The sequence below is a fragment of the Mycobacterium avium subsp. avium genome (genome assembly GCF_009741445.1).
GTDB classification, from domain to species: Bacteria; Actinomycetota; Actinomycetes; order Mycobacteriales; family Mycobacteriaceae; genus Mycobacterium; species Mycobacterium avium.
The window spans coordinates 3,770,499-3,793,611 of the sequence record NZ_CP046507.1; the positions used below are offsets into that span (position 1 = coordinate 3,770,499).

The 23,113-nt window shown below is 71.8% G+C and carries 19 protein-coding genes and 1 pseudogene; 13 read left to right on the plus strand and 7 right to left on the minus strand.

The genetic code is table 11. The features are described from left to right. Positions 1-10 precede the first annotated feature (10 nt). From MAA44156_RS17555 to MAA44156_RS17595, 9 genes are all read left to right on the plus strand, one after another. A complete protein-coding gene (locus MAA44156_RS17555; protein ID WP_023885100.1) occupies positions 11-1,651 on the plus strand; it encodes a carbamoyltransferase family protein in 1,641 nt (546 codons plus the stop codon). Beyond that, on the plus strand, positions 1,648-3,138 hold the full coding sequence (locus tag MAA44156_RS17560) for an HAD-IIIA family hydrolase (RefSeq protein WP_121035701.1): 1,491 nt from the start codon (positions 1,648-1,650) through the stop codon (positions 3,136-3,138). The genes MAA44156_RS17555 and MAA44156_RS17560 overlap by 4 nt, the downstream gene beginning before the upstream one ends. Next, complete coding sequence (locus MAA44156_RS17565; RefSeq protein ID WP_003874693.1) at positions 3,135-4,166, plus strand: glycosyltransferase family 9 protein; 1,032 nt, start codon at positions 3,135-3,137, stop codon at positions 4,164-4,166. Before MAA44156_RS17560 ends, MAA44156_RS17565 begins: the two co-directional genes overlap by 4 nt. After that, positions 4,163-4,732 (plus strand): D-sedoheptulose-7-phosphate isomerase, encoded by a 570-nt coding sequence (locus tag MAA44156_RS17570; RefSeq protein ID WP_009978546.1) that lies wholly within the window; start codon positions 4,163-4,165, stop codon positions 4,730-4,732. Before MAA44156_RS17565 ends, MAA44156_RS17570 begins: the two co-directional genes overlap by 4 nt. After that, the gene (locus MAA44156_RS17575) at positions 4,729-6,138 is read left to right on the plus strand and encodes a PfkB family carbohydrate kinase (RefSeq protein WP_121035703.1); all 1,410 of its coding nucleotides are present in this window, start codon (positions 4,729-4,731) and stop codon (positions 6,136-6,138) included. Before MAA44156_RS17570 ends, MAA44156_RS17575 begins: the two co-directional genes overlap by 4 nt. Before the next feature lie 14 nt (positions 6,139-6,152). Then, positions 6,153-6,848: an SDR family oxidoreductase gene (locus MAA44156_RS17580; protein ID WP_010949898.1), complete on the plus strand. Its 696-nt coding sequence runs from the start codon at positions 6,153-6,155 to the stop codon at positions 6,846-6,848. Then, positions 6,839-7,804 carry a glycosyltransferase family 9 protein gene (locus tag MAA44156_RS17585; RefSeq protein ID WP_065371183.1) on the plus strand — a complete coding sequence of 322 codons (966 nt, stop codon included), beginning with the start codon at positions 6,839-6,841 and terminating at the stop codon, positions 7,802-7,804. The genes MAA44156_RS17580 and MAA44156_RS17585 overlap by 10 nt, the downstream gene beginning before the upstream one ends. Continuing rightward, positions 7,801-9,105 carry a UDP-glucose dehydrogenase family protein gene (locus MAA44156_RS17590; RefSeq protein WP_023879564.1) on the plus strand — a complete coding sequence of 435 codons (1,305 nt, stop codon included), beginning with the start codon at positions 7,801-7,803 and terminating at the stop codon, positions 9,103-9,105. Before MAA44156_RS17585 ends, MAA44156_RS17590 begins: the two co-directional genes overlap by 4 nt. A 227-nt stretch (positions 9,106-9,332) precedes the next feature. After that, positions 9,333-11,126: a thiamine pyrophosphate-requiring protein gene (locus tag MAA44156_RS17595; RefSeq protein WP_009978563.1), complete on the plus strand. Its 1,794-nt coding sequence runs from the start codon at positions 9,333-9,335 to the stop codon at positions 11,124-11,126. A 10-nt stretch (positions 11,127-11,136) separates the two neighbouring features. Here MAA44156_RS17595 and MAA44156_RS17600 read toward each other — a convergent pair whose 3' ends face one another. After that, a complete protein-coding gene (locus tag MAA44156_RS17600; protein WP_009978564.1) occupies positions 11,137-11,802 on the minus strand; it encodes a UdgX family uracil-DNA binding protein in 666 nt (221 codons plus the stop codon). A gap of 64 nt (positions 11,803-11,866) precedes the next feature. After that, positions 11,867-12,427, minus strand: coding sequence for a hemerythrin domain-containing protein (locus tag MAA44156_RS17605; protein WP_003874684.1), 561 nt, complete (start codon positions 12,425-12,427; stop codon positions 11,867-11,869). 166 nt (positions 12,428-12,593) lie between these two features. Between MAA44156_RS17605 and MAA44156_RS17610 the strand changes: the two genes are divergently transcribed. From MAA44156_RS17610 to MAA44156_RS17620, 3 genes are all read left to right on the plus strand, one after another. Further along, entirely contained in the window at positions 12,594-13,640 is a 1,047-nt protein-coding gene (locus MAA44156_RS17610; RefSeq protein ID WP_023883978.1) for a YncE family protein, read from the plus strand. A gap of 82 nt (positions 13,641-13,722) precedes the next feature. Continuing rightward, the gene (locus MAA44156_RS17615; protein ID WP_009978571.1) at positions 13,723-14,724 is read left to right on the plus strand and encodes a sensor domain-containing protein; all 1,002 of its coding nucleotides are present in this window, start codon (positions 13,723-13,725) and stop codon (positions 14,722-14,724) included. Between the two features lie 32 nt (positions 14,725-14,756). Next, positions 14,757-15,731: an aldo/keto reductase gene (locus tag MAA44156_RS17620; protein ID WP_003874681.1), complete on the plus strand. Its 975-nt coding sequence runs from the start codon at positions 14,757-14,759 to the stop codon at positions 15,729-15,731. An 18-nt stretch (positions 15,732-15,749) separates the two neighbouring features. On the opposite strand, the gene MAA44156_RS17625 is transcribed toward MAA44156_RS17620, so the two are convergent. From MAA44156_RS17625 to MAA44156_RS17640, 4 genes and pseudogenes are all read right to left on the minus strand, one after another. Further along, positions 15,750-16,517 (minus strand): SDR family oxidoreductase, encoded by a 768-nt coding sequence (locus tag MAA44156_RS17625; protein ID WP_009978573.1) that lies wholly within the window; start codon positions 16,515-16,517, stop codon positions 15,750-15,752. 104 nt (positions 16,518-16,621) lie between these two features. After that, positions 16,622-18,772, minus strand: coding sequence for a glycogen debranching protein GlgX (gene glgX, locus MAA44156_RS17630; RefSeq protein WP_023879560.1), 2,151 nt, complete (start codon positions 18,770-18,772; stop codon positions 16,622-16,624). 93 nt (positions 18,773-18,865) lie between these two features. After that, positions 18,866-20,047 carry a zinc-dependent alcohol dehydrogenase gene (locus tag MAA44156_RS17635; RefSeq protein WP_003874678.1) on the minus strand — a complete coding sequence of 394 codons (1,182 nt, stop codon included), beginning with the start codon at positions 20,045-20,047 and terminating at the stop codon, positions 18,866-18,868. Between the two features lie 167 nt (positions 20,048-20,214). Next, a pseudogene (locus MAA44156_RS17640) lies at positions 20,215-20,918 on the minus strand (GAF and ANTAR domain-containing protein). Between the two features lie 331 nt (positions 20,919-21,249). Here MAA44156_RS17640 and MAA44156_RS17645 point away from each other — a divergent pair. Beyond that, positions 21,250-22,554, plus strand: a complete 1,305-nt coding sequence (locus MAA44156_RS17645) for an NAD(P)/FAD-dependent oxidoreductase (RefSeq protein WP_009978579.1) — start codon at positions 21,250-21,252, stop codon at positions 22,552-22,554. A 12-nt stretch (positions 22,555-22,566) separates the two neighbouring features. Here MAA44156_RS17645 and MAA44156_RS17650 read toward each other — a convergent pair whose 3' ends face one another. Then, positions 22,567-23,103, minus strand: a complete 537-nt coding sequence (locus tag MAA44156_RS17650; RefSeq protein WP_009978581.1) for a DUF1360 domain-containing protein — start codon at positions 23,101-23,103, stop codon at positions 22,567-22,569. Positions 23,104-23,113 lie beyond the last annotated feature (10 nt).

Consider the following 23,113-nt stretch of genomic DNA (forward strand, 5'->3'; position numbering starts at 1 on the left):
AGGCAGCAGAGTGCGAATACTCGGAGTCAATGCGGTATTTCACGATCCGGCCGCCGCGCTGGTGATCGACGGCCGGGTGGTGGCGGCCGCCGAGGAAGAGCGGTTCTCCCGCCGCAAGCACGGCAAACCGGCGGTCCCCTTCGCCACCTGGGAGCTGCCCGTCGCGGCCATCCGCTGGTGCCTGGATCACGCCGGCGTGCGGGCCGAGGACATCGACGCGGTCGGCTATTCCTACGACCCGGCACTGATGTACGAGGAACCGCTCGACCCCGCCGGGCTGGACCGGGACTGGGAGCACCTGCGCACCCTGTACGCCGAACGGGCGCCGGGCTTTCTGAAGACCGCGCTGCCCGGCCTCAACCCCGCGGTGGTGCATCACGTGCGCCACCATGTCGCGCACGCGGCGTCGACGGCGCTGGCCTCCCCGCATCCCGAGACCGCGGTGCTGGTGGTCGACGGGCGCGGTGAGCGCGCCTCCATGCTGGCCGGGGTGTACCGGGAGCACAAGCTCGACGTGCTGGCCGTCCAGCAGCTGCCGCACTCGCTGGGGCTGCTGTACGAAAGCCTCACCGAGCACCTGGGTTTCACCCGCTCCAGCGACGAATACAAGGTGATGGCGATGGCCTCCTACGGCCGGCCCCGCTTCGCCGACCGACTGCGCGGGCGGGTGTACGCGCGCGGCGACGGCGGGTTCTGCACCGAGCCGATCGACTGGGAGCGACTCGCCCCGCCCCGGCCGCCGCACGCGGCGACGCTCGACCCGGTGCACGCCGACCTGGCCTGCAGCGTGCAGCGCGTCGTCGAGGACGTGTTGCTCGAGCTGGTCGGCTGGCTGCGCGACCGCACCGACGGCGACGCGCTGTGCCTGGCCGGCGGGGTGGCGCTGAATTGCGTTGCCAACACCCGCATCCACGCCGAGGGCGGTTTCGACCGGGTGTGGGTGCAGCCGGCCGCCGGCGATGCGGGCACCGCGCTCGGCGCGGCGCTGCACCTGGCCGCATCCTTCGACGAGCCGATCGCACCGATGCCCGGCGCACAGCTGGGCCGCGGCTGGTCCGACGCGGCGGTCAGGGCGGCGCTCGACGACGCGGCGGTCAGTTACGAACGCCCGCACGATCTTCCGTCGGCCGTCGGCGACGCGCTGGCCGAGAACCAGTTGATCGGCTGGTTCCAGGGCCGCGCCGAGTTCGGGCCGCGCGCACTCGGCGGCCGCTCGCTGCTGGCCGATCCGCGCTATCCGGCCAACGCCGAACGGCTCAACGCCGTCAAGGGCCGCGAACAGTTCCGGCCGGTCGCCCCCATGGTGCTGGCCGAGCGCGCCGCCGAGATCTTTTCCCGCGGACCGCTTCCCAGCCCGTACATGCTGTTCGTGCACGACGTCGCCGAGCACTGGCGCAGCCGGATTCCCGCGGTCACCCACGTCGACGGCACGGCGCGGATCCAGACCGTGGACGCGGATGCGGACCCGCTGCTGCACGCCACCATCAACCGGTTCGCGCAGCACACCGGGGTGCCGGTGGTCGTCAACACCAGCTTCAACACCGCCGGACGGCCGATGGTGGACACCCCGCGCGACGCCCTCGAGGTGTTCGGCAGCTCCCCGATCGACGTGCTGGCCGTCGGCCCCTACCTGGTCAGGCGGTATCAGTGAGGCACGACGACTACACGCTGGTGATACCCACGGTGGGTCGGGAATCGTTGCGCCGCTTGCTGATTGCGCTGCGCTCGAGCATGGGTCCGCAGCCGCCGGAGGTTGTGGTGGTCGACGACCGGCCCCGCCCGGGCGACGGTCTGCCGCTGCCGGACGACCCGCCGGTGCGGGTGTTGCGCAGCGGCGGGCGCGGACCGGCGGCCGCCCGAAACGTCGGCTGGCGCGCCAGCCGCAGCCGCTGGGTGTGCTTCCTGGACGACGACGTGCTGCCCGACCGCGACTGGATATCGGCGTTGTGCCTCGACCTGAAGGCCGCCGACGCGTGCGGCGCCGCCGGCTCCCAGGCGGTGCTCGAGGTGCCGACACCGCGGCGGCCCAGGGACGACCAACGCCGGACCGCGCGGCTGGCCACCGCGCAATGGATCACCGCGGACATGGCCTATCGCCGCGACATACTGGTCGCCGCAGGCGGTTTCGACGAGCGGTTCCCCCGCGCCTACCGGGAGGACTCCGACCTGGCGCTGCGGATCGTGTCGGCCGGCGGAACCATCCTACGCGGCGAGCGTCGCTGCACCCACCCGGTGGCGCCGGCGACCTGGCACTCGAGCGTGCGGGCCCAGATCGGCAACCGCGACAACGCGCTGATGCGGCGCAAGCACGGCCGCCGCTGGCGGACCCGGATCGGCGAGGGACCAGGCCGGATGCCGGCGCACGCCGCCACCACCGCGGCCGGCACCGCCGCGCTGCTGGCCGGGCTGCTGGGCCGGCGCGCCACCGCCCGCCGCGCCGCCGCGCTGTGGCTGCTGTGCACGATCGAGTTCGCGGCGCGGCGCTGGCTCAGCGGGCCACGCAATATGCGTGAGGCACTTGGCCTTTCGGCCAGCAGCGTGCTCATCCCGCCGGTCGCGGTGGCGCACCGGCTGGCCGGGGAATGGACCTTTCGGCGCGCGCGTCCCGAGCCGCCACTGGCCGTGCTGCTGGACCGCGACGACACCCTGATCGTCGACCGGCCCTACCTCAACGACCCCGCGGGCGTGCGGCCCACCCACGACGCCGCCAAGTCGCTGACCCGGCTGCGCCGCCGCGGCCTGCTGCTGGCGGTGGTGACCAACCAGTCCGGCGTGGCGCGCGGGCTGATCAGCGCCGGCCAGCTGGCCGCCGTCAACGACCGGGTCGACGAGGTGCTCGGCCCGTTCGATTCCTGGCAGGTGTGCATGCACGGCGCGTCCGACGGCTGCGGCTGCCGCAAGCCGCGGCCCGGCCTGATCCTGGCGGCCGCCGAGGCGCTGGGGGTGCCGGCCCGGCGCTGCGTGATGATCGGCGACACCGGCGCCGACGTGCGCGCCGCCCTGGCCGCCGGCGCCGCGGCCGTGCTGGTGCCCACCGACCGCATCCTGCCCGCCGAGGTCGAGCACGCGCGCGCCCACGCCCGGGTGGCCGCGACGCTGAACGACGCTGTCTCCCTTGTGCTTTCGGAGTGCCGATGAGTACCGCGGTGGTGGCCCGCCTGGACAGCGCCGGTGACGTGCTGATCACCGGGCCGGCGGTGCGCGCGGTGGCCGCCCGGCACGACCGGGTGACCATGCTGGTCGGCCCGCGCGGGCGGGCCGCCGCCGAGCTACTGCCCGGTGTGGACGAGCTGATCGAATGGCAGGCGCCGTGGGTGGACTTCGAGGCGCCCGAGCTGACCGCCGCGCACGCCGAGGCGCTGATCAAACAGCTGCGCGACCTCGCGCCCGACCGGGTCTACATCTGCACGTCGTTTCACCAGTCGCCACTGCCGCTGGCGCTGCTGTGCCGAATGGCCGCGGTGCCCTGGGTGGGAGCGGTCAGCGTCGACTACCCCGGCGCGCTGCTGAACCTGCGGCATCGGGTGCCGGACGGGATTCCCGAGCCGCAGCGGGCGCTGTCGCTGGCCGAGGCCGCCGGCTGCGCCCTGCCCGCCGGCGACGACGGCGCGCTGCGGATCCGGGCCGTCGACCCGCTGCCGGCGCGGCTGGCCGAGCAACTCGCGCCCCGGCCGTTCGTGGTGTTCCACCCCGGCGCCGCGGTACCGGCCCGCCGGCCCAGCCCGTCCCGCAGCGCGGCGATGGTGGCCGCGCTGGCCGGCGCCGGCCACCGGGTCGTCGTCACCGGAAGCCCCGACGAGGCCGCGCTGACCGCGGCGGTGGCGGGCGACGTCGCCGTCGATCTGGGCGGGCGCACCAGCTTCGCCGAACTCGCGGCGGTGTTCGCGGCGGCCCGCGTCGTGGTCGTCCCCAACACCGGACCCGCACACCTGGCCGCCGCGGTGGGCACACCGGTGGTGTCGCTGTTCGCCCCGGTGGTGCCCGCCGGCCAGTGGCGCCCCTACGGGCGGCGGGTCCGCGTGCTCGGCGACCAGTTCGCGCCCTGCCGGGCCAGCCGCGCCCGGGTGTGCCCGGTGCCGGGTCACCCCTGCCTGGACCGCATCACCGACGCGGAGTTGCTCGCCGCCGTGGCAGAAGGCGCCGTGGCAGAAGGAGGGAAGCCATGATCGAGGTCCACTTCGACGCGCTGCGGGAAGCGGTGCGGCGCACCAGCATCCAGGCCCCCCGGTTGCGCGGGTGGGGCGGACGGCTGGCCACGGTGCTGCCCGCCGGAGGCCGGTTGTTGGCCTGCGGGAACGGGGGCAGCGCCGCCGAGGCCCAGCACCTCACCGCCGAATTGGTGGGCCGATTCCGCGAGGAGCGAGTTCCCATGTCCGCCACCGCCTTACACGCCGACACCTCGGCGCTGACCGCGATCGCCAACGACTACGGTGACGACGAGGTGTTCGCCCGCGGGGTGCGGGCGCACGGCCGGCCGGGCGACGTGCTGGTGGCGCTGTCCACCAGCGGCGCCAGCCGCAACGTGATCGCGGCGGTCAAGGCCGCGCACGACGTCGGCATGGTGACCTGGGCGCTGACCGGACCGGCCCCCAACGAGCTGGCCGGCATGTGCGACGAGGCGATCTGCGTGGACGCCGCCGGCACCGCGACGGTGCAGGAGGTCCATCTGCTGCTGATCCACGGGCTGTGCATGGCGCTCGACGACCACCTTTTACGACGGGAAGCATCATGAGCACATCGAAACCTCTTGTCGTCGTGGGTGATTCGATGCTGGACATCGACATCCTGGGTTCGGCGACCAGGCTCAGCCCGGAGGCGCCGGTGCCGGTGGTGGACGCCGAACGGCACGTGCAACGGCCGGGCGGGGCGGGGCTGGCCGCCCTGCTCGCGGCCCGGACCGAGGCGCCGGTGGTGTTGATCACCGGCATCGCCGACGACGACGCCGGCCGGGCGCTGCACGATCTGCTGAGCTGCTCGGGGGTTCGGGTGCTGGCGCTGCCGGTGAGCGGAACGACGGTGTGCAAGATCAGGATCCGGGCCCGCGGCCAGTCGGTGCTGCGGCTCGATCGCGGCGACGCGACCCCGGTCGACGGGCCGCTGCCGGCCGCGGCGGCCGACGCCCTGGCCGATGCCCGGGCGATCTGCGTCGCCGACTACGGCGCGGGGGTGACCGCGTTGCCGGCGGTCCGGGCGGCGCTGACCGAGTCGGCCCGTCGCGTCCCGGTGGTCTGGGACCCGCATCCGCGCGGCGCGCCGCCGGTGCCGGGATGCGCGCTGGTGACACCGAATCACGAAGAGGCGCGGGGCTTTTGCCACGACGACGGCTCGGGTGACGGCGGTGAGGCGCTGCTGCGGACCTGGGCCGCCGACGCGGTGTGCATCACCCGCGGCGCCCAGGGGGCCCGGGTGTACGAGCCGCGGGCCGGCGTGCATCAGGTCGCGATCCCGCAGCGGGCCGCGCCCGCCGCCGGCGATGTCTGCGGCGCCGGCGATCGGTTCGCCGTCGCCGCGGCGGTGGCGCTGGCCGCGGGCAACGACGCCGTCGCCGCGGTGCGGGCCGCGGTCGGCGACGCGGCGCGTTTCGTCGCCGCCGGCGGCGCGGCCGCGGTCTCGATCCCGGTGTCCGACACCGGATCCGACCCGCTGACCAGCCGGTCGCGGCCCGCGGACGCCAGCGCGGTGGACGCGCTTGGCCTGGCCGCGCGGCTGCGCCGGCAGGGCCGCACCGTGGTGGCCACCGGCGGCTGCTTCGACCTGCTGCACACCGGGCACATCCGGCTGCTCCGGCAGGCCCGCGAGCTGGGCGACGCCCTGATCGTGCTGGTCAATTCCGACGCGTCGGTGCGCGCGCTGAAGGGCAGCGGGCGTCCGGTGATGCGCGATGCGGACCGGGCCCGCGTCCTGGCCGCGCTGGCCTGCGTCGACGCGGTGGCCGTCTTCGACGGCCTCACCCCCGAACGCATGCTGGAGGATTTGCGTCCCGACATCTGGGTCAAGGGCGGCGACTACGTGGCCGCCGAGCTGCCGGAGGCCGACGTGGTGTACCGGCACGGCGGCGAGGTGGTGATCCTGCCCACGGTGGCCGGTTATTCGTCGTCCCGCTTGATCGCCGCGGCGGCCACCCGCCGCCCAGAGTAGCGAAAGGTGTTGATATGAAAGCACAATCACTGGAAGGCGTATTGATCTCCGGCGGTTCTTCCGGCCTGGGCGCGGCCACGGTGGCCGCGGTGGCCGACCGCGGCGGGGTGCCGCTGGTGATCGACCGGAAACCGCCGGCCGCCGACGTGCCCTACGTCGGTTGCGATCTGGCCGACACCGACGCGGTGGCCAGCGCCGTCGAGTCGCTGGCCGGCAAGGTGGGCGGCCGCATCACCGGGGTGTTCACCCCGGCCGGCATCGACTCGTGCGGCACCCTGGAACAGGTCCCGGCCAAGGACTGGGAGCAGGTGATCGCCGTCAATCTGGTCGGGACCGCCGCGGTGATCCGGGCCGCCCTGCCGTACCTGAAGGCCACCGGGGGCCGCATCGTCACCTGCGCGTCGACGCTGGGCATCAAGGCGGTCAGCGACGCCACCGCCTACTGCGCATCCAAGTTCGGGGTGGTCGGCTTCACCCGCGCGCTGGCGGCCGAGCTGGCGGGCCAGGTCGGCGTGACGCTGCTCATCCCCGGCGGAATGCACACCCCGTTCTTCGACGGGCGGCCCGAACAGTACAAGCCGCCGGCCGACGCCAAACTCAACCAGCCCGAGGACGTCGCCCAAACGGTGCTCTTCGCGCTCTGTCAACCGGCCGGCTGCGAGGTGCGCGAGATGGTGGTGTGCGCCTCGACGGAGTCGTCGTGGCCCTAGCGGCCGGCGCCACCCGGGCCGGGCCGCGGGAGCGCATCGTGGTGTTGCGCGCCCTGGGACTCGGCGACCTGCTGACCGCGGTGCCCGCCCTGCGCGGGCTGCGCCGGCACTACCCCGACGCCCGGGTGATGCTGGCCGCTCCGGACCGCTACCGCGAGCTGGCCATGCTCACCGGCGCCGTGGACGAGCTGCTGCCCACCGCCGGACTCGGCGACGTGCAGCCGCTCACCGACGCGCCGGCGCTGGCGGTCAACCTGCACGGCTGCGGCCCGCAGAGCATCGACCACCTGCTGGCCTGGGAACCCCGGTCGGTGATCAGCCATTGCCACGACTGCCATCCCGGCCTGCCCGGGCCGCGGTGGCGCGCCGACCTGCACGAGGTGCAGCGCTGGTGCGCCCTGTTGGAGTGGGCCGGAATCCCTTGCGACTCAACCGATATCCTCCTTGAACGCCCGTCCATCCCGCGGGACGAGACCGGTGCCGTGCTGATCCACCCCGGGGCGTCCGCGCCGGCCCGGCAGTGGCCGCCGGACCGGTTCGCGGCGGTGGCCACGGCGCTGCGCGACGACGGCCACGAGATCCTGATCACCGGATCACCGAACGAGTTCGACCTCGCGCACACCGTCGCCCGCGCCGCCCGGTTGCCGCGCACCGCCGTGGTGTCCGGAGTCCTCGACCTGCCGGCGCTGACCGCGCTGGTCGCCGACAGCCGGATGGTGATCTGCGGCGACACCGGCGTGGCGCACCTGGCCGCCGCGACCGGCACCGCCTCGGTGGTGCTGTTCGGCCCCACCTCCCCGCGGCGGTGGGGACCGCGCGGGCCGGCGCCGCACGCCGCGCTGTGGGCCGGCCGCAGCGGCGACCCGCACGCCGCGACGCCGCACCCCGGACTGCTCGCGCTGACCGTCGCGCAGGTGCTGTCGGCCTGCCGCGGGGTGCTGGGGGAGACGGCATGAGCACCGAGCCGCTGGTCGGCGTGGTCGGTGTCGGCTACGTGGGCCTGACCACCGCGGTCTGCGTGGCCGCTGCGGGGCGCAAGACCGTTGCGGTGGACATCAACCCGGACCGGGTGGGCAGGCTGCGCGCCGGGGTGGCGGTGATCGACGAACCCGGGCTGTCCGAGCTGCTGGGTGACGGGCTGGCCGGCGGCGTGCTGCGCTTCAGCGCCGATTTCGCCGAGCTGGCCGACCGCGACGTCGTCTTCGTGTGCGTGCCCACGCCCAGCGCCCCGGACGGACACGCGGACCTGGCCGCGGTGGAGTCGGTGATCGACCGGCTCGGCCGCGTGCTGCGCCGCGGCGCCGTGGTGGCGCTGAAATCGACCGTTCCGGTCGGCACCACGTCGACCATGGCACAGCGGCTGTGCCACAAGGGGATTCGTGTCGTCTCCACCCCCGAGTTCCTGCGCGAGGGACGCGCGGTCGACGACTTCCGCAACCCGGACCGGCTGGTGATCGGCAGCCACGACGAACTGGCGGCCCAGCTGGTGCACCAGGCCTACGGCCTGGCCGGACACCGGGTGCTGCGGATGAGCCCGGAAAGCGCCGAGCTGGCCAAGTACGCCAGCAACGCCTTTCTGGCCGTCAAGCTGTCCTACACGAATTCGCTGGCGGCGCTGTGCGCGCGGGTGGGCGCCGACATCGACGACGTCACCTGCTGCATGGGCGCCGACCGGCGGATCGGCGCGGAGTTCTTGCGCCCGGGCCCGGGTTGGGGCGGTTCCTGCCTGCCCAAGGACACCGCGGCGCTGCTGGACATCGCGCACCGGCACCGGGTGTCCTTCGCCGAAGTGGAGGCCGCCCGGCAGACCAACACCGCGCAGGCGCGACGGATCGTCACCGCGCTGCGGCACACCCTCGGCCGGCCGTTGTCGGGCTGCCGGATCACCGCGCTGGGGCTCACCTTCAAGGCCGCCACCAGTGACACCCGGGAGTCGCCGGCGCTGGCGGCATGCCGCGAACTGGCCGCGGCCGGCGCCCAGGTGGCCGGCTACGACCCGCAGTTGCCCAACATCGACCCCGCCGTCCTGCAGCAATACCGGGTGACCGCGGTCGACGACCCGTACCGGGCGGCCAAGGCCGCCGACGCGGTCGTGGTGCTGACCGAATGGCCGCAGTTCCGCAGCCTCGACTGGCGGGCGGTCGCACAGGACGCGCCGCTGGCGGTGGTGCTGGACGCCAGGAATTCGCTGGACCCGGCCACCGTGCGGGAAGCCGGCCTGCGCTATCTGGGAAACGGTGTGCGACAAGGGTTTTGACTGTTCGTGGCGGGCGCCGGCGGCCGTCGGCGCCGCGCCGGTTGCTGGCAGGTGGCTGGGAGTCGGCTGACCGGGCGGGCGGCAGCGCATAACACCGGCGAATCCGGGTAACCCGGCTCGTGTGGGACGTGCCGAGGCCGCCGCCGCGGGTGGCAGCCTGCCTGGTTCAACCACCAGCCACACACCCACCCGCCAGCACGGTCGGCCGTTTGCCGAGGAGGGAAGACATGTCCAAACAAGAGGTTTCCGACTATCTGCTCGAGCGTTTGCGGGCGTGGGGCGTCGAGCATGTATTCGGGTACCCCGGCGACGGCATCAACGGGCTGCTCGCCGCGTGGGGCCGCGCCGACAACAAGCCGCAGTTCATCCAGTCGCGGCACGAGGAGATGAGCGCCTTCCAGGCGGTCGGCTACGCGAAGTTCACCGGCCGGGTGGGCGTGTGCGCGGCGACCTCCGGCCCCGGCGCCATCCATCTGCTCAACGGCCTCTACGACGCCAAACTCGACCACGTCCCGGTGGTGGCCATCGTCGGCCAGACCAACCGCACCGCGATGGGCGGCAACTACCAGCAAGAGGTCGACCTGCTCAGCCTTTTCAAGGACGTCGCCAGCGACTACGTCCAAATGGTCACCGTGCCCGAGCAACTGCCCAACGTGCTTGACCGCGCGATCCGCATCGCGATGCCCCAGCGGGCCCCGACGGCGCTGATCATCCCGGCCGACGTGCAGGAGCTGCCGTACTCGCCGCCCGAGCACGCGTTCAAGATGGTGCCCTCCAGCCTGGGCATCGAATACCCGGCCATCGCCCCGGAGGACGCCGCCATCGCCCGCGCGGCCGAGATCCTCAACGCGGGCAAGAAGGTGGCCATGCTGGTCGGCACCGGCGCCCGCGGGGCGCACCAGGAGCTGGCCGAGGTCGCCGACCTGCTCGGCGCCGGCGCGGCCAAGGCGCTGTTGGGCAAGGACGTGCTGTCCGACGAATTGCCTTGGGTCACCGGCTCTATCGGGCTTTTGGGCACGCGGCCCAGCTATGAGCTGATGCGCGACTGCGACACGTTGCTCACGGTCGGATCCAGCTTCCCCTACACGCAGTTCCTGCCGGAGTTCGGGCAGTGTCGGGCGGTGCAGATCGACATCGACGGCCGGCTCATCGGGATGCGCTACCCCTACGAGGTGAACCTGGTCGCCGACGCGAAGGCCGCACTGCGCGCGCTGATTCCGCACCTGAAGCGCAAGGAGGACCGGTCCTGGCGGGAAGGCATCGAGAAGAACGTGGCCCGCTGGTGGGAGACCATGGACAAGGAGGCGATGGTCGGTGCGGACCCGATCAACCCGCTGCGGCTGTTCTCCGAGCTGTCCCCGCTGCTGCCCGACAACGCCATCGTGACAGCCGATTCCGGCTCGTCGGCCAACTGGTACGCCCGCAATCTGCGCTTCCGCGGCAACATGCGCGGCTCGCTGTCGGGCACGCTGGCGACGATGGGCCCCGGGGTCCCGTACGGCATCGGCGCCAAGTTCGGCCAGCCGGACCGGCCCGTCATCGTGTTCAGCGGTGACGGCGCCATGCAGATGAACGGCATGGCCGAACTGATCACCGTCAAACGGTACTGGAACGAATGGAAAGATCCGCGGCTGATCATCGCGGTGCTGCACAACAACGACCTCAACCAGGTCACCTGGGAGATGCGGGCGATGGCCGGAGCGCCGAAATTCGCTGAATCGCAAAACCTTCCGGATGTCGACTTCGCCGCGTTCGCGGCCGGGCTGGGGTTGAACGCGATGGCCATCAAGGATCCCGACGAGTTGTCCGACGCGTGGCGCAGCGCCCTGTCGGCCGACCGTCCCACCGTGCTGGACGTCTACACCGATCCCGACATGCCGCCGATCCCGCCGCACGCCACCTGGGAGCAGTTCAAGTCGGCGACCGCGGCGGTGCTCTCCGGCGACGAGGACCGCACCGGCTTCGTCAAGGTCGGCCTGAAAACCAAGATGCAGGAGTTCTTGCCGCACAAGAAAAGCTGACCGCGGCCGTTCAGCCCAGCGCGGAGCGGGCGCTGCGCAGGTCGTCGACGAACAACCGGTAGACCTCGTCGTGCCGTTCGCTGCGGTCGCGCAGCACCGACGACGGGTGCACCGTCGCCACCAGCACCGGCTCGGGCGACACGTCGGGTATCACCTCGGGCGAAGCCGGCAGCTTGAGCGGTTGGCCGCGTTGGGTGGAGACCCGAAAGCTGGTGCCCAGCAACGATTGTGCGGCGGTGGCCCCCAGGCACACGATGATCCGGGGGTGCACCGCCTCGATCTCGGTGATCAGCCAGGGCCGGCAGGCGACGATCTCGGTGCGGCCCGGCTTCTGGTGGATCCGCCGCTTGCCGTCCTTGCGGGTGAACTTGAAATGCTTGACCGCGTTGGTCTGATACGTCAGCCCGGGATCGATGCCGGCGTCCTGCAGCGCCCGGGCCAGCAGCCGCCCGGCCGGGCCGACGAAGGGGGCACCGGCGCGGTCCTCCTGGTCGCCGGGCTGCTCACCCACCAGCATGATCGGGGCACCCGGATGTCCGTTGCCGAACACCGTCTGGGTGGCGTCGGCGAAAAGTGAACAGCCGCGGCATGTTTCGGCCGCATGCTTGAGCGCCTCAATGTCCCGCTGCTCGGGGAGGTAGCGGTCGGCACCCGGGGCCTTCGAAGTCGCGGTCATGGTAGGGGGCGGCGAGGTGCCCCCACTCCCCCACCGAGCGGGGGTACCTCGCCTGGGATGGCCGTCAGCCCTTGCCGACGATGACGTCGCGGGCTCGGTCGAGCATCGCGGCGAACGGGCCGGCGGCCAGGTTGGCCAGTTGCGATTCCACCCCGGCGTGCGGCCGGGTGGGCGCGATCGCTTCGGCCAGTTTGGCGGCGCGGCCCATCCGTTCCAGCTCGTCGCCGCTCAATTCCTGGCCCAGCTTGGCGAACTCGTCGTGCTCCTCGTGCTCGGCGTGGTCGATCACCGCGTCCCGCAGCTTGGTGAGCTCGCGGGTGAACTCCTCGCTGTCGACGTCGAGCTTTTCCAGCTTCTGCAGCGCGGTCTTGGCCTCGTGCTCTTCGTGCAGCCGTTCCTCGACCACACCTGCCCCGCCGGCGATCTTGCGCTTGGCGCGCGGATGCACGATCTCCTCTTCGGCGGTCTCGTGCACGGCAAGCAGGCGCCGCAGTTCGATGAAGGCCTCCTCGCGCGCCTTTCCGGACGCCGCCAACGTGTTGGCGAACATCGCCTTGATCTGCTGGTGCTGGCTGACCAGAAAGTCGACCACATCGGTGGGCGACTTGATGGCGGTCGGTGCCATGCTGTCCCTCCCATCTGCTCTGGTTCGGCGCGCAGGGCTGTTGCGCGCTCTGGTTGCGGCTACCCGAGCCACTCGGGGGTCAAACGGGTGTGGCGGTGGCCAGGCGGGGTATGCCCTGGAAAACCAGGGCGGGAGGCAAAAGTTGCGCGCGGGAGTGGGTTCCGGTGTGGTGCTGCGCGGTGGCGCGCTGACGGGCGTGCTGGCGGTGAGCGTCGGCGCGCTGGTCATGAGCGTGGCCTGCTCGCGGCCCGGCGCGGCGACCGAAAGCGCGCCCGAGCTGACGGTCTGGCCGGTCGGCACGGCGCTGCACCAGCCGGTGTGGTCGTATCGCGGGCACGCCCTGGTGGCCGTCACCGAGGATCAGCGGGTGGCCGAGGTCGCCGAAGATCGCGCCGCGGCGGCGACCACCCGGCTGTCGGCGCCGCTGGCGGCGGGACGCAATCTGCAGATCAGCACCAAGGATCCGGCGGTGGTTTTCGTGCCGCAGCCCACGCGCGGCCGGGTGGTCGTCGTCGATCTGCAAAGTCTGCGCCAGGTGGGCGATTTCGACGCCGGGCCCGCCCCGGCCTACCTGTCCGAGGACGCCGGGTTGCGGATGCTGCTGACGCTGTCGTCGGACGGCCGGTCGGTGACCCCGGTCGATCAGTACGGCTACCGCAAGCTGGCGACCGCGCCGATCGGCGGCGCCCCCGCCGAGGTCATCGACGGCGCCAACCGCGGCCGCGAAATCGACTACCACATCTACGCGCCGTCCGGAATCCGGCATTACCAGGGCCCCGATTCCCCGGCGCCGCAACGCGGTTCGCTGGACATCGACGTCGCGGTCTCCGCCGGCGACGGCACCGCGGTGACCCGCAGCTATGTGGCCGGCCACGACGACGCCGTGCTGTACGCGGTGGACTCGCGCCGCGGCGGGCAAGGGATACAGGTGCTGGCCAGCACCCGGCTGCCCGCCCCGATCCGGGCGCTGGGCACCGACGACACCCGCATCTACGCGGCCACCGACCGGCAGCTGGTGACCCTGGAAACGGCGAGCTTCACCGGGTTTCCGGCCCGGCACATTCCGGTGCTGCGCACCGTCGACTACCGCTCGGCGCTGCCCGAGTCCGCGCGCCGAGCCCCACTCTCCGGCATGGCCGTCGGGCCGCATCGGGTCTACCTGACCTTGGCCCAGGCGCCCTTTGTGGTCGGCATCGCCAAGCCGCGGCTGTGACGGGTTCGGTTTGGGCACCGGGCCCGCTCGGCTACATTTCGGGCAGGTTCGGCCGCCGAGGAGGCCCCTAAGGAGGCGCTGCGTGACCAACCAGCAGGATCCGTATTGGCGCAACCCGCTGAGTTACGACCCGCTCGGCCGGGTCCCGCCGCCCGAACCCGAGCCCGTCGGCCCGCCGCCGACGCAACCAGCCACGCTCGCACCGCCGTACCGCCCGGGCGTCAACACGTTGGCGACGCTGTCGCTGGTCTTCGCGTTCCTGTTCGCGCCCGCGGGCGCGGTGCTGGGTCACCTCGGGCTGGCGCAGATCCGCCGCACCGGCGAACTCGGCCGGGACCGCGCGCTGGTGGGCGTCACCCTGTCGTACGTGTTCATCCTGCTGGCGGTGGTCGCGCTGGCCGGGTGGGCCACGCTGGGCGGTTCCACCGCCGCCCACCGGGCCGCGCACGAGGCCACCACGTCGGCCGGGCCGCCGCCGCCCACGGTGCCGCCGGACACCATCACCACCCTGCTGCCCGGGCTGGACGCGCTGCGCAACATCACCGCCGACGCCAACCTCGACGTCGGCCCGACCTGGAACAGCCCGGGCCGCTCGGCGCAGGACGGCAGCATCGACCGCCCCGAATGCTGGGGCAGCATCGCCGCCGGCAGCCCGGACGCCTACACCCCCGGCGCCTTCACCGGCTATCACGCCGGCGAATTCACCGACACCCGCAGCATGCTGAAGTCGATCCAGGTCATCCAGGGCGTGGCGGCGTTCCGCGACGCGCCCGGCGCGCAGGCGCAACTGGACGCGCTGCTGGCCGGGTGGCGCCAGTGCGGCGGCTCGACGGTCACCGTGACGGCGCCGGGCGGGCAGCCGATCGCGATGGCGTTGAGCACACCGGCCGACGCCGGCAACGGGATCACCACGTTGGACCTGACGCCCAAGGGAATTCAGGTGCGCTCCGCGCGGGCGGTCGCGGCCAAGGCCAACGTCGTCGTCGACCTGAACGTGTCGGCCAGCGGCACGACCGACAGCGAGCGGCCCCGGCTGGCCGCGGTCAGCATCGCCAACTACATCCTCGGCAAGATTCCCGGCTGAGCGGCCCGCCCACCGATCAGTAGGCTGGGCGGATGAAATACGTCGACGTCGACGGGGTCGGCCGTCTCAGCCGGATCGGGTTGGGCACCTGGCAGTTCGGCTCCCGCGAGTGGGGCTACGGGGACAGCTACGCCGCGGGTGCCGCGGGCGACATCGTGCGCCGCGCGCTGGCGTTGGGTGTGACTCTGTTCGACACCGCCGAGATCTACGGGTTCGGCAAGAGCGAGCGGATCCTGGGCGACGCGCTCGGCGAGCAGCGCGCCGAGGTGGCGGTGGCCAGCAAGATCATGCCGGTGGCCCCCTTCCCCGCGGTGGTCAGGCAACGCGCGCGGGCCAGCGCCCGGCGGCTCGGGCTGGACCGCATCCCGCTCTACCAGGTGCACCAGCCCAACCCGGTGTTCCCCGATTCGGTGATCATGCCCGGCATGCGCGACCTGCTGGACAGCGGCGAGATCGGCGCCGCCGGGGTCTCCAACTATTCGCTGCAGCGCTGGCGGAAGGCCGACGCGGCGCTGGGCCGGCCGGTGATCAGCAACCAGGTGCACTTCTCGCTCGCCTACCCCAAGGCGCTGAAGAACCTGGTGCCGTTCGCCGAACGGGAGAACCGCATCGTCATCGCCTACAGCCCGCTGGAACAGGGTCTGCTGGGCGGCAAGTACGGCGTCGACAACCGGCCGGGCGGCGTGCGCGCGGTCAACGCGCTGTTCGGCACCGAGAACCTGCGCCGCATCGAGCCGCTGCTACAGCTGCTGCGCGACGTCGCGGCCCAGGTCGACGCCAAGCCCGCCCAGGTGGCGCTGGCCTGGCTGATCAGCTACCCGGGGGTGGTCGCCATTCCCGGCGCCTCCAGCGTCGAGCAGCTGGAATTCAACGTGGCCGCCGCCGACATCGAGCTGCCCGCCGAGTCGCGGGACGCGCTCACCGACGCGGCGCTGGCCTTCCGGCCCACGTCGGCCGCGCGGTTCCTGACCGACCTGGCCCGGGAGCGGATCCCCGGCCGGGGCTAGCTCTGGCTTACGACTGACTCAGGACTGATTGGCCTCGGCGAACGCGGCCTGGCTGGCAGGCGCGCCGCGCGCCACCACCAGCGGCATCGAGGTCGAGGCGTTGGTGCGCAGGATGGTGTGCACCACGTCGATGAGGTCCTCCACCGGCATCAGCTTGCCGGGCATGCAGCCGCGCGACGACCACAGCGGAACCGCCTTCATCGCCAGATCCATGTCCCAGCCCTGGTTCATGCCGGTCTGCCCGTCGCCCTCGCCGCCCGCGCACTCCCCGACGATCAGGCAGGTGAAGCCGATGTCGGGGTGTTCGGCCCGCCACGCTTCGACCAGGCGCTCCAGCGCGGCCTTGCTGACGCCGTAGGCGCCCAGCCCCGGCCACGGCGGCCCGAACGCGCCGGCGTCCGACGACAGGTACACCGCCTTGCCGGCCGAGGCGCTCAGGTGCGGCACCGCGGCGGCGGTGACCAGCGACGCGCCGATGACGTTGGTGTCGAAGATGCGCCGCCAGGTGTCGGCGTCGGTGTCCACCATGCGCACCAGCGGGCCCACCGCGGGGGTGTAGACGATGTTGTCGATCCCGCCCAGCGCGTCGGCGGCCTCGCCGATCGCCGAGGCGCAGGACGCCTGGTCGGTGACATCGCACTCGATGGCGACCGCACCCGGGCCGGCGTCCGCGGCCGCGGCCTCGATGCGCTGCCGGCGCCGGGCCAGCAGCGCCACCCGGTCGCCGCGCTGCGCCAGACCGACCCCGATGCAGCGCCCCAACCCGCTGGAGGCGCCGACCACCACTGTCCTTGACATATTCGCCCTCTCTTGTAACGAGCCCGCTGCAGCCACAGCGTATCGGGCGGCGGCGCGCTACGTGACGTTCGGGCGGATTCGTGTCAAGGTGCTCAGCCGCCGTCGGGTGCCCGCAGCACCACCGCGGTGTGGGCGTCGACGTTGAGCACGCCGGCACCGGGCACCTCGTCGGCTGGCGTGGTCTCCTCCGGCCCGGTGTACACCACGACCTGCCATGATGCACCGAATTCCTTTGGCGGAAGGGTGAATTCGATGGACTCGTGGTGGGCGTTGAAGCACAGCAGGAACGGGTCGTCCAGCAGCCGTTGACCGCGGGCGTCGCGGTCGGGGATGCCGTGGCCGTTGAGGAACACCGTGACGGACTTGGCGAAATTGGCGCCCCAATCCTCGTCGGTCATCTCGGTGCCGTCGGGGGTGAACCAGGCGATGTCGCGCAGCCCGTCCTGGCCGCGCCGGCCCACCGGCTTGCCGGAGAAGAACCGGCGCCGGCGGAACACCGCGTGCTCGGCGCGCAGCGCCGACACCACCCGGGTGAAGGCCAGCAGGTCCACGTCCGCGTTGGCCCAGTCGATCCAGGTGAGCTCGTTGTCCTGGCAGTAGCCGTTGTTGTTGCCGTTCTGGGTGCGGCCCAGCTCGTCGCCGTGGCAGATCATCGGCACGCCCTGCGACAGCAGCAGCGTGGTCAGGAAATTGCGCTGCTGGCGGGCCCGCAGCGCGTTGACCTGCTCGTCGTCGGTCGGTCCCTCGGCGCCGCAGTTCCAGGACCGGTTGTGGCTCTCGCCGTCGTTGTTGTCCTCGCCGTTGGCCTCGTTGTGCTTCTCGTTGTAGGACACCAGGTCACGCAGCGTGAACCCATCGTGGGCGGTGACGAAGTTGATCGAGGCGACCGGCCGGCGCCCGGTGTGTTCGTACAGGTCGGCCGAACCGGACAGCCGGTAGGCGAACTCGTCGAGGGTGGCGGGTTCGCCGCGCCAGAAGTCGCGGACGGTGTCGCGGTACTTGCCGTTCCACTCCGTCCACTGCGGCGGGAAGTTGCCCACCTGGTAGCCGCCCGGCCCGACGTCCCACGGTTCGGCGATCAGCTTGACCTGGCTGACCGTCGGATCCTGTTGCACCAGTTCGAAAAACGTCGCCAGCCGGTCGACGTCGTAGAACTCGCGGGCCAGGGTGGCGGCCAGGTCGAAGCGGAATCCGTCGACGTGCATCTCGGTCACCCAGTAGCGCAGCGAGTCCATGATCAGCTGCAGAGCGTGCGGGTGCCCGACGTTGAGGCTGTTGCCGGTGCCGGTGTAGTCCATGTAGTACCGCTTGTCGTCGTCGACCAGCCGGTAGTAGGCGGCGTTGTCGATGCCGCGCATCGACAGGGTGGGGCCCAGGTGATTGCCCTCGGCGGTGTGGTTGTAGACCACGTCGAGGATGACCTCGATGCCGGCCTCGTGCAGCGAGCGCACCATGGCCTTGAACTCCTGCACCTGCCCGCCCGGCGTGGCGGCGCTGGAGTATTTCGTGTCCGGGGCGAAGAAGCCGATGGTGTTGTAGCCCCAGTAGTTGGACAGGCCCTTCTCGATCAGGGTGGAGTCGTTGGCGAAGTGATGCACCGGCATCAGTTCGATCGCGGTGACCCCGATGCTCTGCAGGTGCTCGATGATCACCGGGTGCGCCACCGCGCCGTAGCTGCCGCGCATCTGTTCGGGGATGTCGGGGTGGGTCTGGGTGAGGCCCTTGACGTGCGCCTCGTAGACGACGGTGTCGGCGTAGTGGTGGTCCGGCGGGCGGTCGTTGCCCCAGTCGAAGTACGGGTTGATCACCACCGACTTGGGCATGCTGGGCGCCGAGTCGTCGTCGTTGCGGCTGTCCGGGTCACCGAAGTTGTAGCCGAACAGCGACTGGTTCCACTCGAAGGTGCCGTCGATGGCCTTCGAATACGGGTCCAGCAGCAGCTTGTTCGGGTTGCACCGCTGCCCGGCCGCCGGGTCGTAGGGGCCGTGTACCCGATACCCGTAGCGCTGCCCCGGTTCGATGCCGGGGATGTAGGCGTGCCAGACGAAGCCGTCGACCTCGGGCAGCGCCACCCGGCTCTCGGTGCCGTCGCCGTCGAACAGGCACAACTCGACCCGCTCGGCCACCTCGCTGAACACGGCGAAGTTGGTGCCGGCGCCGTCGTAGCTGGCGCCCAGCGGGTAGGCCTTGCCAGGCCACACCTCTCCGGTGGGCGTGGGAGCGGCAGCCTTTGCAGAGGTCATGGCGCATTCAATACCCTGCCGGTCCGCCCGTCAAACTCGGGCGCCCGTGGCGGCGTTGCCGGTGAGAAGCGGAATGCGTTGCCGCAGAAGCGATCACGGCTTGAGTATGACTTTGACCGCTCCGTCCTGCTTCTTCTGGAAGATCTCATAGGCGTGCGGGGCCCGCTCCAGCGGCAGCACGTGGGTGGCGAAGTCGTCCACGCCCAGCGGATCGTCGTCGGTGAGCAGCGGCATGATGTCGTCGACCCAGCGCTTGACGTTGGCCTGCCCCATCCGCAGCGTCACCTGCTTGTCGAACAGGGTGAGCATCGGCAGCGGGTCGGCCATCCCGCCGTACACCCCGATCAGCGAGATCGTGCCGCCGCGCCGCACGGCATCGATCGCCGAGTACAGCGCCGACAGCCGGTCCACGCCCGCGGTCTGCATCAGCCGCTTGCCGAGCGCGTCCGGCAGCACGCCGGCCACCTGCTGGGCCAGCTTGGCCGCCGGCGAGCCGTGCGCCTCCATGCCCACCGCGTCGATCACCGAGTCGGCGCCGCGGCCGTCGGTCAGGTCCCGGATCGCGTCACCGAGCCCGGCGTCCAGCCGTGCCAGGTCGATGGTGTGGATTCCGCGTTGCGCGGCCCGGCCCAGCCGCTCGGGCACCAGGTCGACCGCGATGACCCGGTAGCCGAGGTGATCGGCGATGCGGGCGGCCATGTCGCCGATCGGCCCCAGGCCGAGCACCGCGACCGTGCCGCCATCGGGGATGTCGGCGTAGGCCACCGCCTGCCACGCGGTGGGCAGCACGTCGGAGAGGTAGACGAACCGCGAATCCGGCGGTCCCACAGGCACTTTGATGTGGGTGAACTGGGCCTGCGGCACCCGCAGCAGCTCGGCCTGCCCGCCGGGGACTTCACCGTAGAGCTCGGAATAGCCGAACAGCGCCGCCCCCATGCCCTGGTCGCGCACCTGGGTGGTCTCGCACTGGGTGTACAGCTGCTGGCCGCACATGTAGCAACTGCCGCAACAGATTTGGAAGGGGATGACCACGCGGTCGCCGACGCGCAGGTCGCCTGTTTCGGTGCCGACCTCGCGCACGACGCCCATCGGTTCGTGCCCCAGGATGTCCCCGGGCTTCATGAAAGCCCCGAGGATCTCGTAGAGGTGCAGATCCGAACCGCAGATGTTGGTCGAGGTGACCTCGATGATCGCGTCGGTGGGCTGCTCGATCTTGGGATCGGGCACCGAGTCCACCCGCACATCGCGTTTGCCGTGCCACGTGACAGCCTTCATGCCGGGGGCGCATACCCGCCCGCTCGGCGCCGAAACGGCAGCCGCGGTTGAGCCCGCGCAGCGCGGGTACCACCCGTCGTCGGGGTGCTGACCCACAACGCCGACGACGACTACGAGCTGGGCGAGCGGCTGATCGCACAGCACCGGCCGGCGCCGGTGGCGATGGGCTAGCGCCGGCGCTGCTTGAGCGGGTGTTCGCTGTCGATGAGTGCGGCCGCGATGTCGACCACCCGGGTGTTGGACTGCTGCGAGAGCCGGGTGAGCAGCTCGAAGGCTTCCACCGCGTCGAGGTCGAAGCGCTCCATGATCACGCCCTTGGCCTGCCCGATGATGTCGCGGGAGGCCAGGGCGCTGCGGAACTGGTCCTGGCGGCGCATCATCGACCAGGCCAGGGCGATGTGGGTGGCGTAGACGGTGCCGAGCTCGACCGACTCCTCGGTGAACGCGTGCGGCGGGTCGGCATAGAAGTTGAGGGCGGCCATGCTGGTGCGGTCGACGAACAGCTCGAACGACAGGATGGAGCGGATCGGGGTCTGCTCGAGCGCGTGCCGCCGGTAGCGCTGCCAGCGCTGTTCGGCGGCCAGGTCGGCGATGTGCATGACGTGGTGTTCCCAGGCCGCGGCCAGGCACGGCCCCTCGCCGTACTTGTTCTGGCGTCCAGCACCATCGGGTAGCGATGCGTGGCCGCCACGCTGTTGACCGATTTGCTCTTCTCGGCCAGGGTGATCCCCGCGTACTGGGAGCCGGTGACGTGGTGGACGCCGTTGTCGATGAGTTCGTGCAGCCCGGCCGCGGTGTCGCTGTTCTCCCGCTCCAAACTGGTCACCAGCTCCACCAGCTGAGTGACGATCGTGGTGCTGGCCTCGCGCATCACATCACCCCCGGAGCCGTCTGGCGGCAAGGCCCTTCCCTGCCGGCATCACGGGAGGCATTGACATTTTCGTGGCTGCCAACACCCACCCCAGAAGTCTATGAGCCAGACAACGAAGCGCAAGGCCGGATAACGAAACGGGCGGCCGGGCGGCGCCCCGGAAACGACGGCCCAGCCGGGCCGGCCGGGCCGCGCGGCCGCGCCCGACGGCGACCTCCGCCCCGGCCGCCGGTCCGAAATCATTGCTGCTCAACGGGTTTCACCGGGGGCCGGTCGCGGCCCGATCGCGCACGGGCTCCGACCCGGCCGGCCGGCGCCTACACTCGGGGCGGTGACCTCCATTGTGATCGTGGGAAGCGGCTTCACCGGATTCACCTGCGCCCGCCGGCTGGCCAAAACGCTGCGCCGGGCGCCGGTGGACATCACGATGATCTCCCCCGTCGACTACATGCTGTACACACCGTTGCTGCCCGACGTCGCCGGCGGGGTGGTCGACGCGCGGTTCGTCGCTGTGCCGCTGGCCAATTCGCTGCGCGGCGTGCACGCCGTGCGCGGCCGGGTGGACGCGGTCGACTTCGCCGGACGCACGCTGACCTACCGCGACCCCGAGGAACGCAGCCATTCCATGTCCTGGGACCGGCTGGTGCTCACGCCGGGATCGGTCACCAAGCTGTTCGACGTCCCGGGGCTGGCCCGGCATGCCCGCGGGTTGAAAACCACCGCCGAGGCGCTGTATCTGCGGGACCACTTCGTCGAACAACTGGAGCTGGCCAACATCGAGGACGACCCCCGAGTGGCGGCGGCCCGGCGCACCGTCGTGGTGGTCGGCGCGTCGTATTCGGGCACCGAACTGGTGGCGCAGCTGCGGGCGCTGGCCGACGCGGCGGCCCGGCAGATGGGCTTTGATCCCGGCGCGGTGCGGTTCCTGCTGCTGGACCTGGCCGAGCAGGTGATGCCCGAGGTGGGCAAGAAGCTGGGCGACGCCGCGCTGAAGGTGCTGCGCCGCCGCGGCATCGACGTCCGGCTCGGCACCACCCTCAAGGAGGCGCACGCGGATCACGTTGTGCTCAGCGATGATTCGCGGATCGACACGCACACCATCGCCTGGGTGACCGGGGTGACCGGCGCGCCGCTGATCCAGGACCTGGGGCTGCCGACCGAGAAGGGCCGGCTGAAGGTGCAGCCCGATCTGCAGGTCCCCGGCCATCCCGGCGTGTTCGCGGCCGGGGACGCCGCCGCGGTTCCCGACCTCACCCAGCCCGGCAAGATCACCCGGCCGACCGCCCAGCACGCGACCCGGCAGGGCAAGGTGCTGGCCCGCAACGTGGCCGCCAGCCTGGGTCACGGCAGCGCCAAGGAATACAAGCACCGCAACCTGGGTCTGGTGGTCGACCTCGGACCGCGTTACGCGGTGGCCAACCCGCTCAACATTCACTTGTCGGGGCTGCCCGCCAAGGCCGTCACCCGCGGCTATCACCTGTATGCGATTCCGCGCGGCGTGAACCGGTGGGCGGTGTCGCTGGCCTACCTCACCGACGCGCTGTTCGCCCGCTCCGTCGTATCCATCGGGCTGTCCTCCGAGGACGACGCGCAATTCACCGCCAGCGAGGGCATTCCGATGCCGAAGACGGGCTGAGCGCGCGACGGCTCAGCCCTGCGCCGCCTGCTGCGCGATCGCGTAGCCGAGCTGAAGAAAGTCCGCACCGGTCAGCGCGCTGAACACGCCCGCGACCAGCCGGGTGTAGCGCGGCGCGAACACCAGGCCGATGGCGAACCCGGTGGCAACCCACATGTCCAGGCAGAACGGGCAGGTCAGCAGCTCGCCCAGGCTGTGCCGCAGCTGGCTCTGCTCGCGGACCTCCTCCTGCACCTCGGCCGGGCCGCCGGTGCCCGCGTAGTGGGTGAACGGCGCGCGCAGCGGGCTGGTCACCGCGTCCTTGGTCAGGGTGCGCGACAGCTTGTGGGTGCCCAGGGTGAGGATCAGCAGGTCCTGGGCGCGCCATCGGGTCGGCAGGCTGCGGCCACTGGCCAGGGCGGCCAGCGTCGCGGCCGTCACCACCAGGCCGTAGACGACCAGCACCGCCAGGTAGCCGCCCAGCGGGCGGGGATTGTCGCCGCGGTAGGCCTGCGCTTCGCGCCGCGCACCGTCGACCACCTGGGCGCCGGTGTCGGCCAACTCACCCATCGCTTCACCT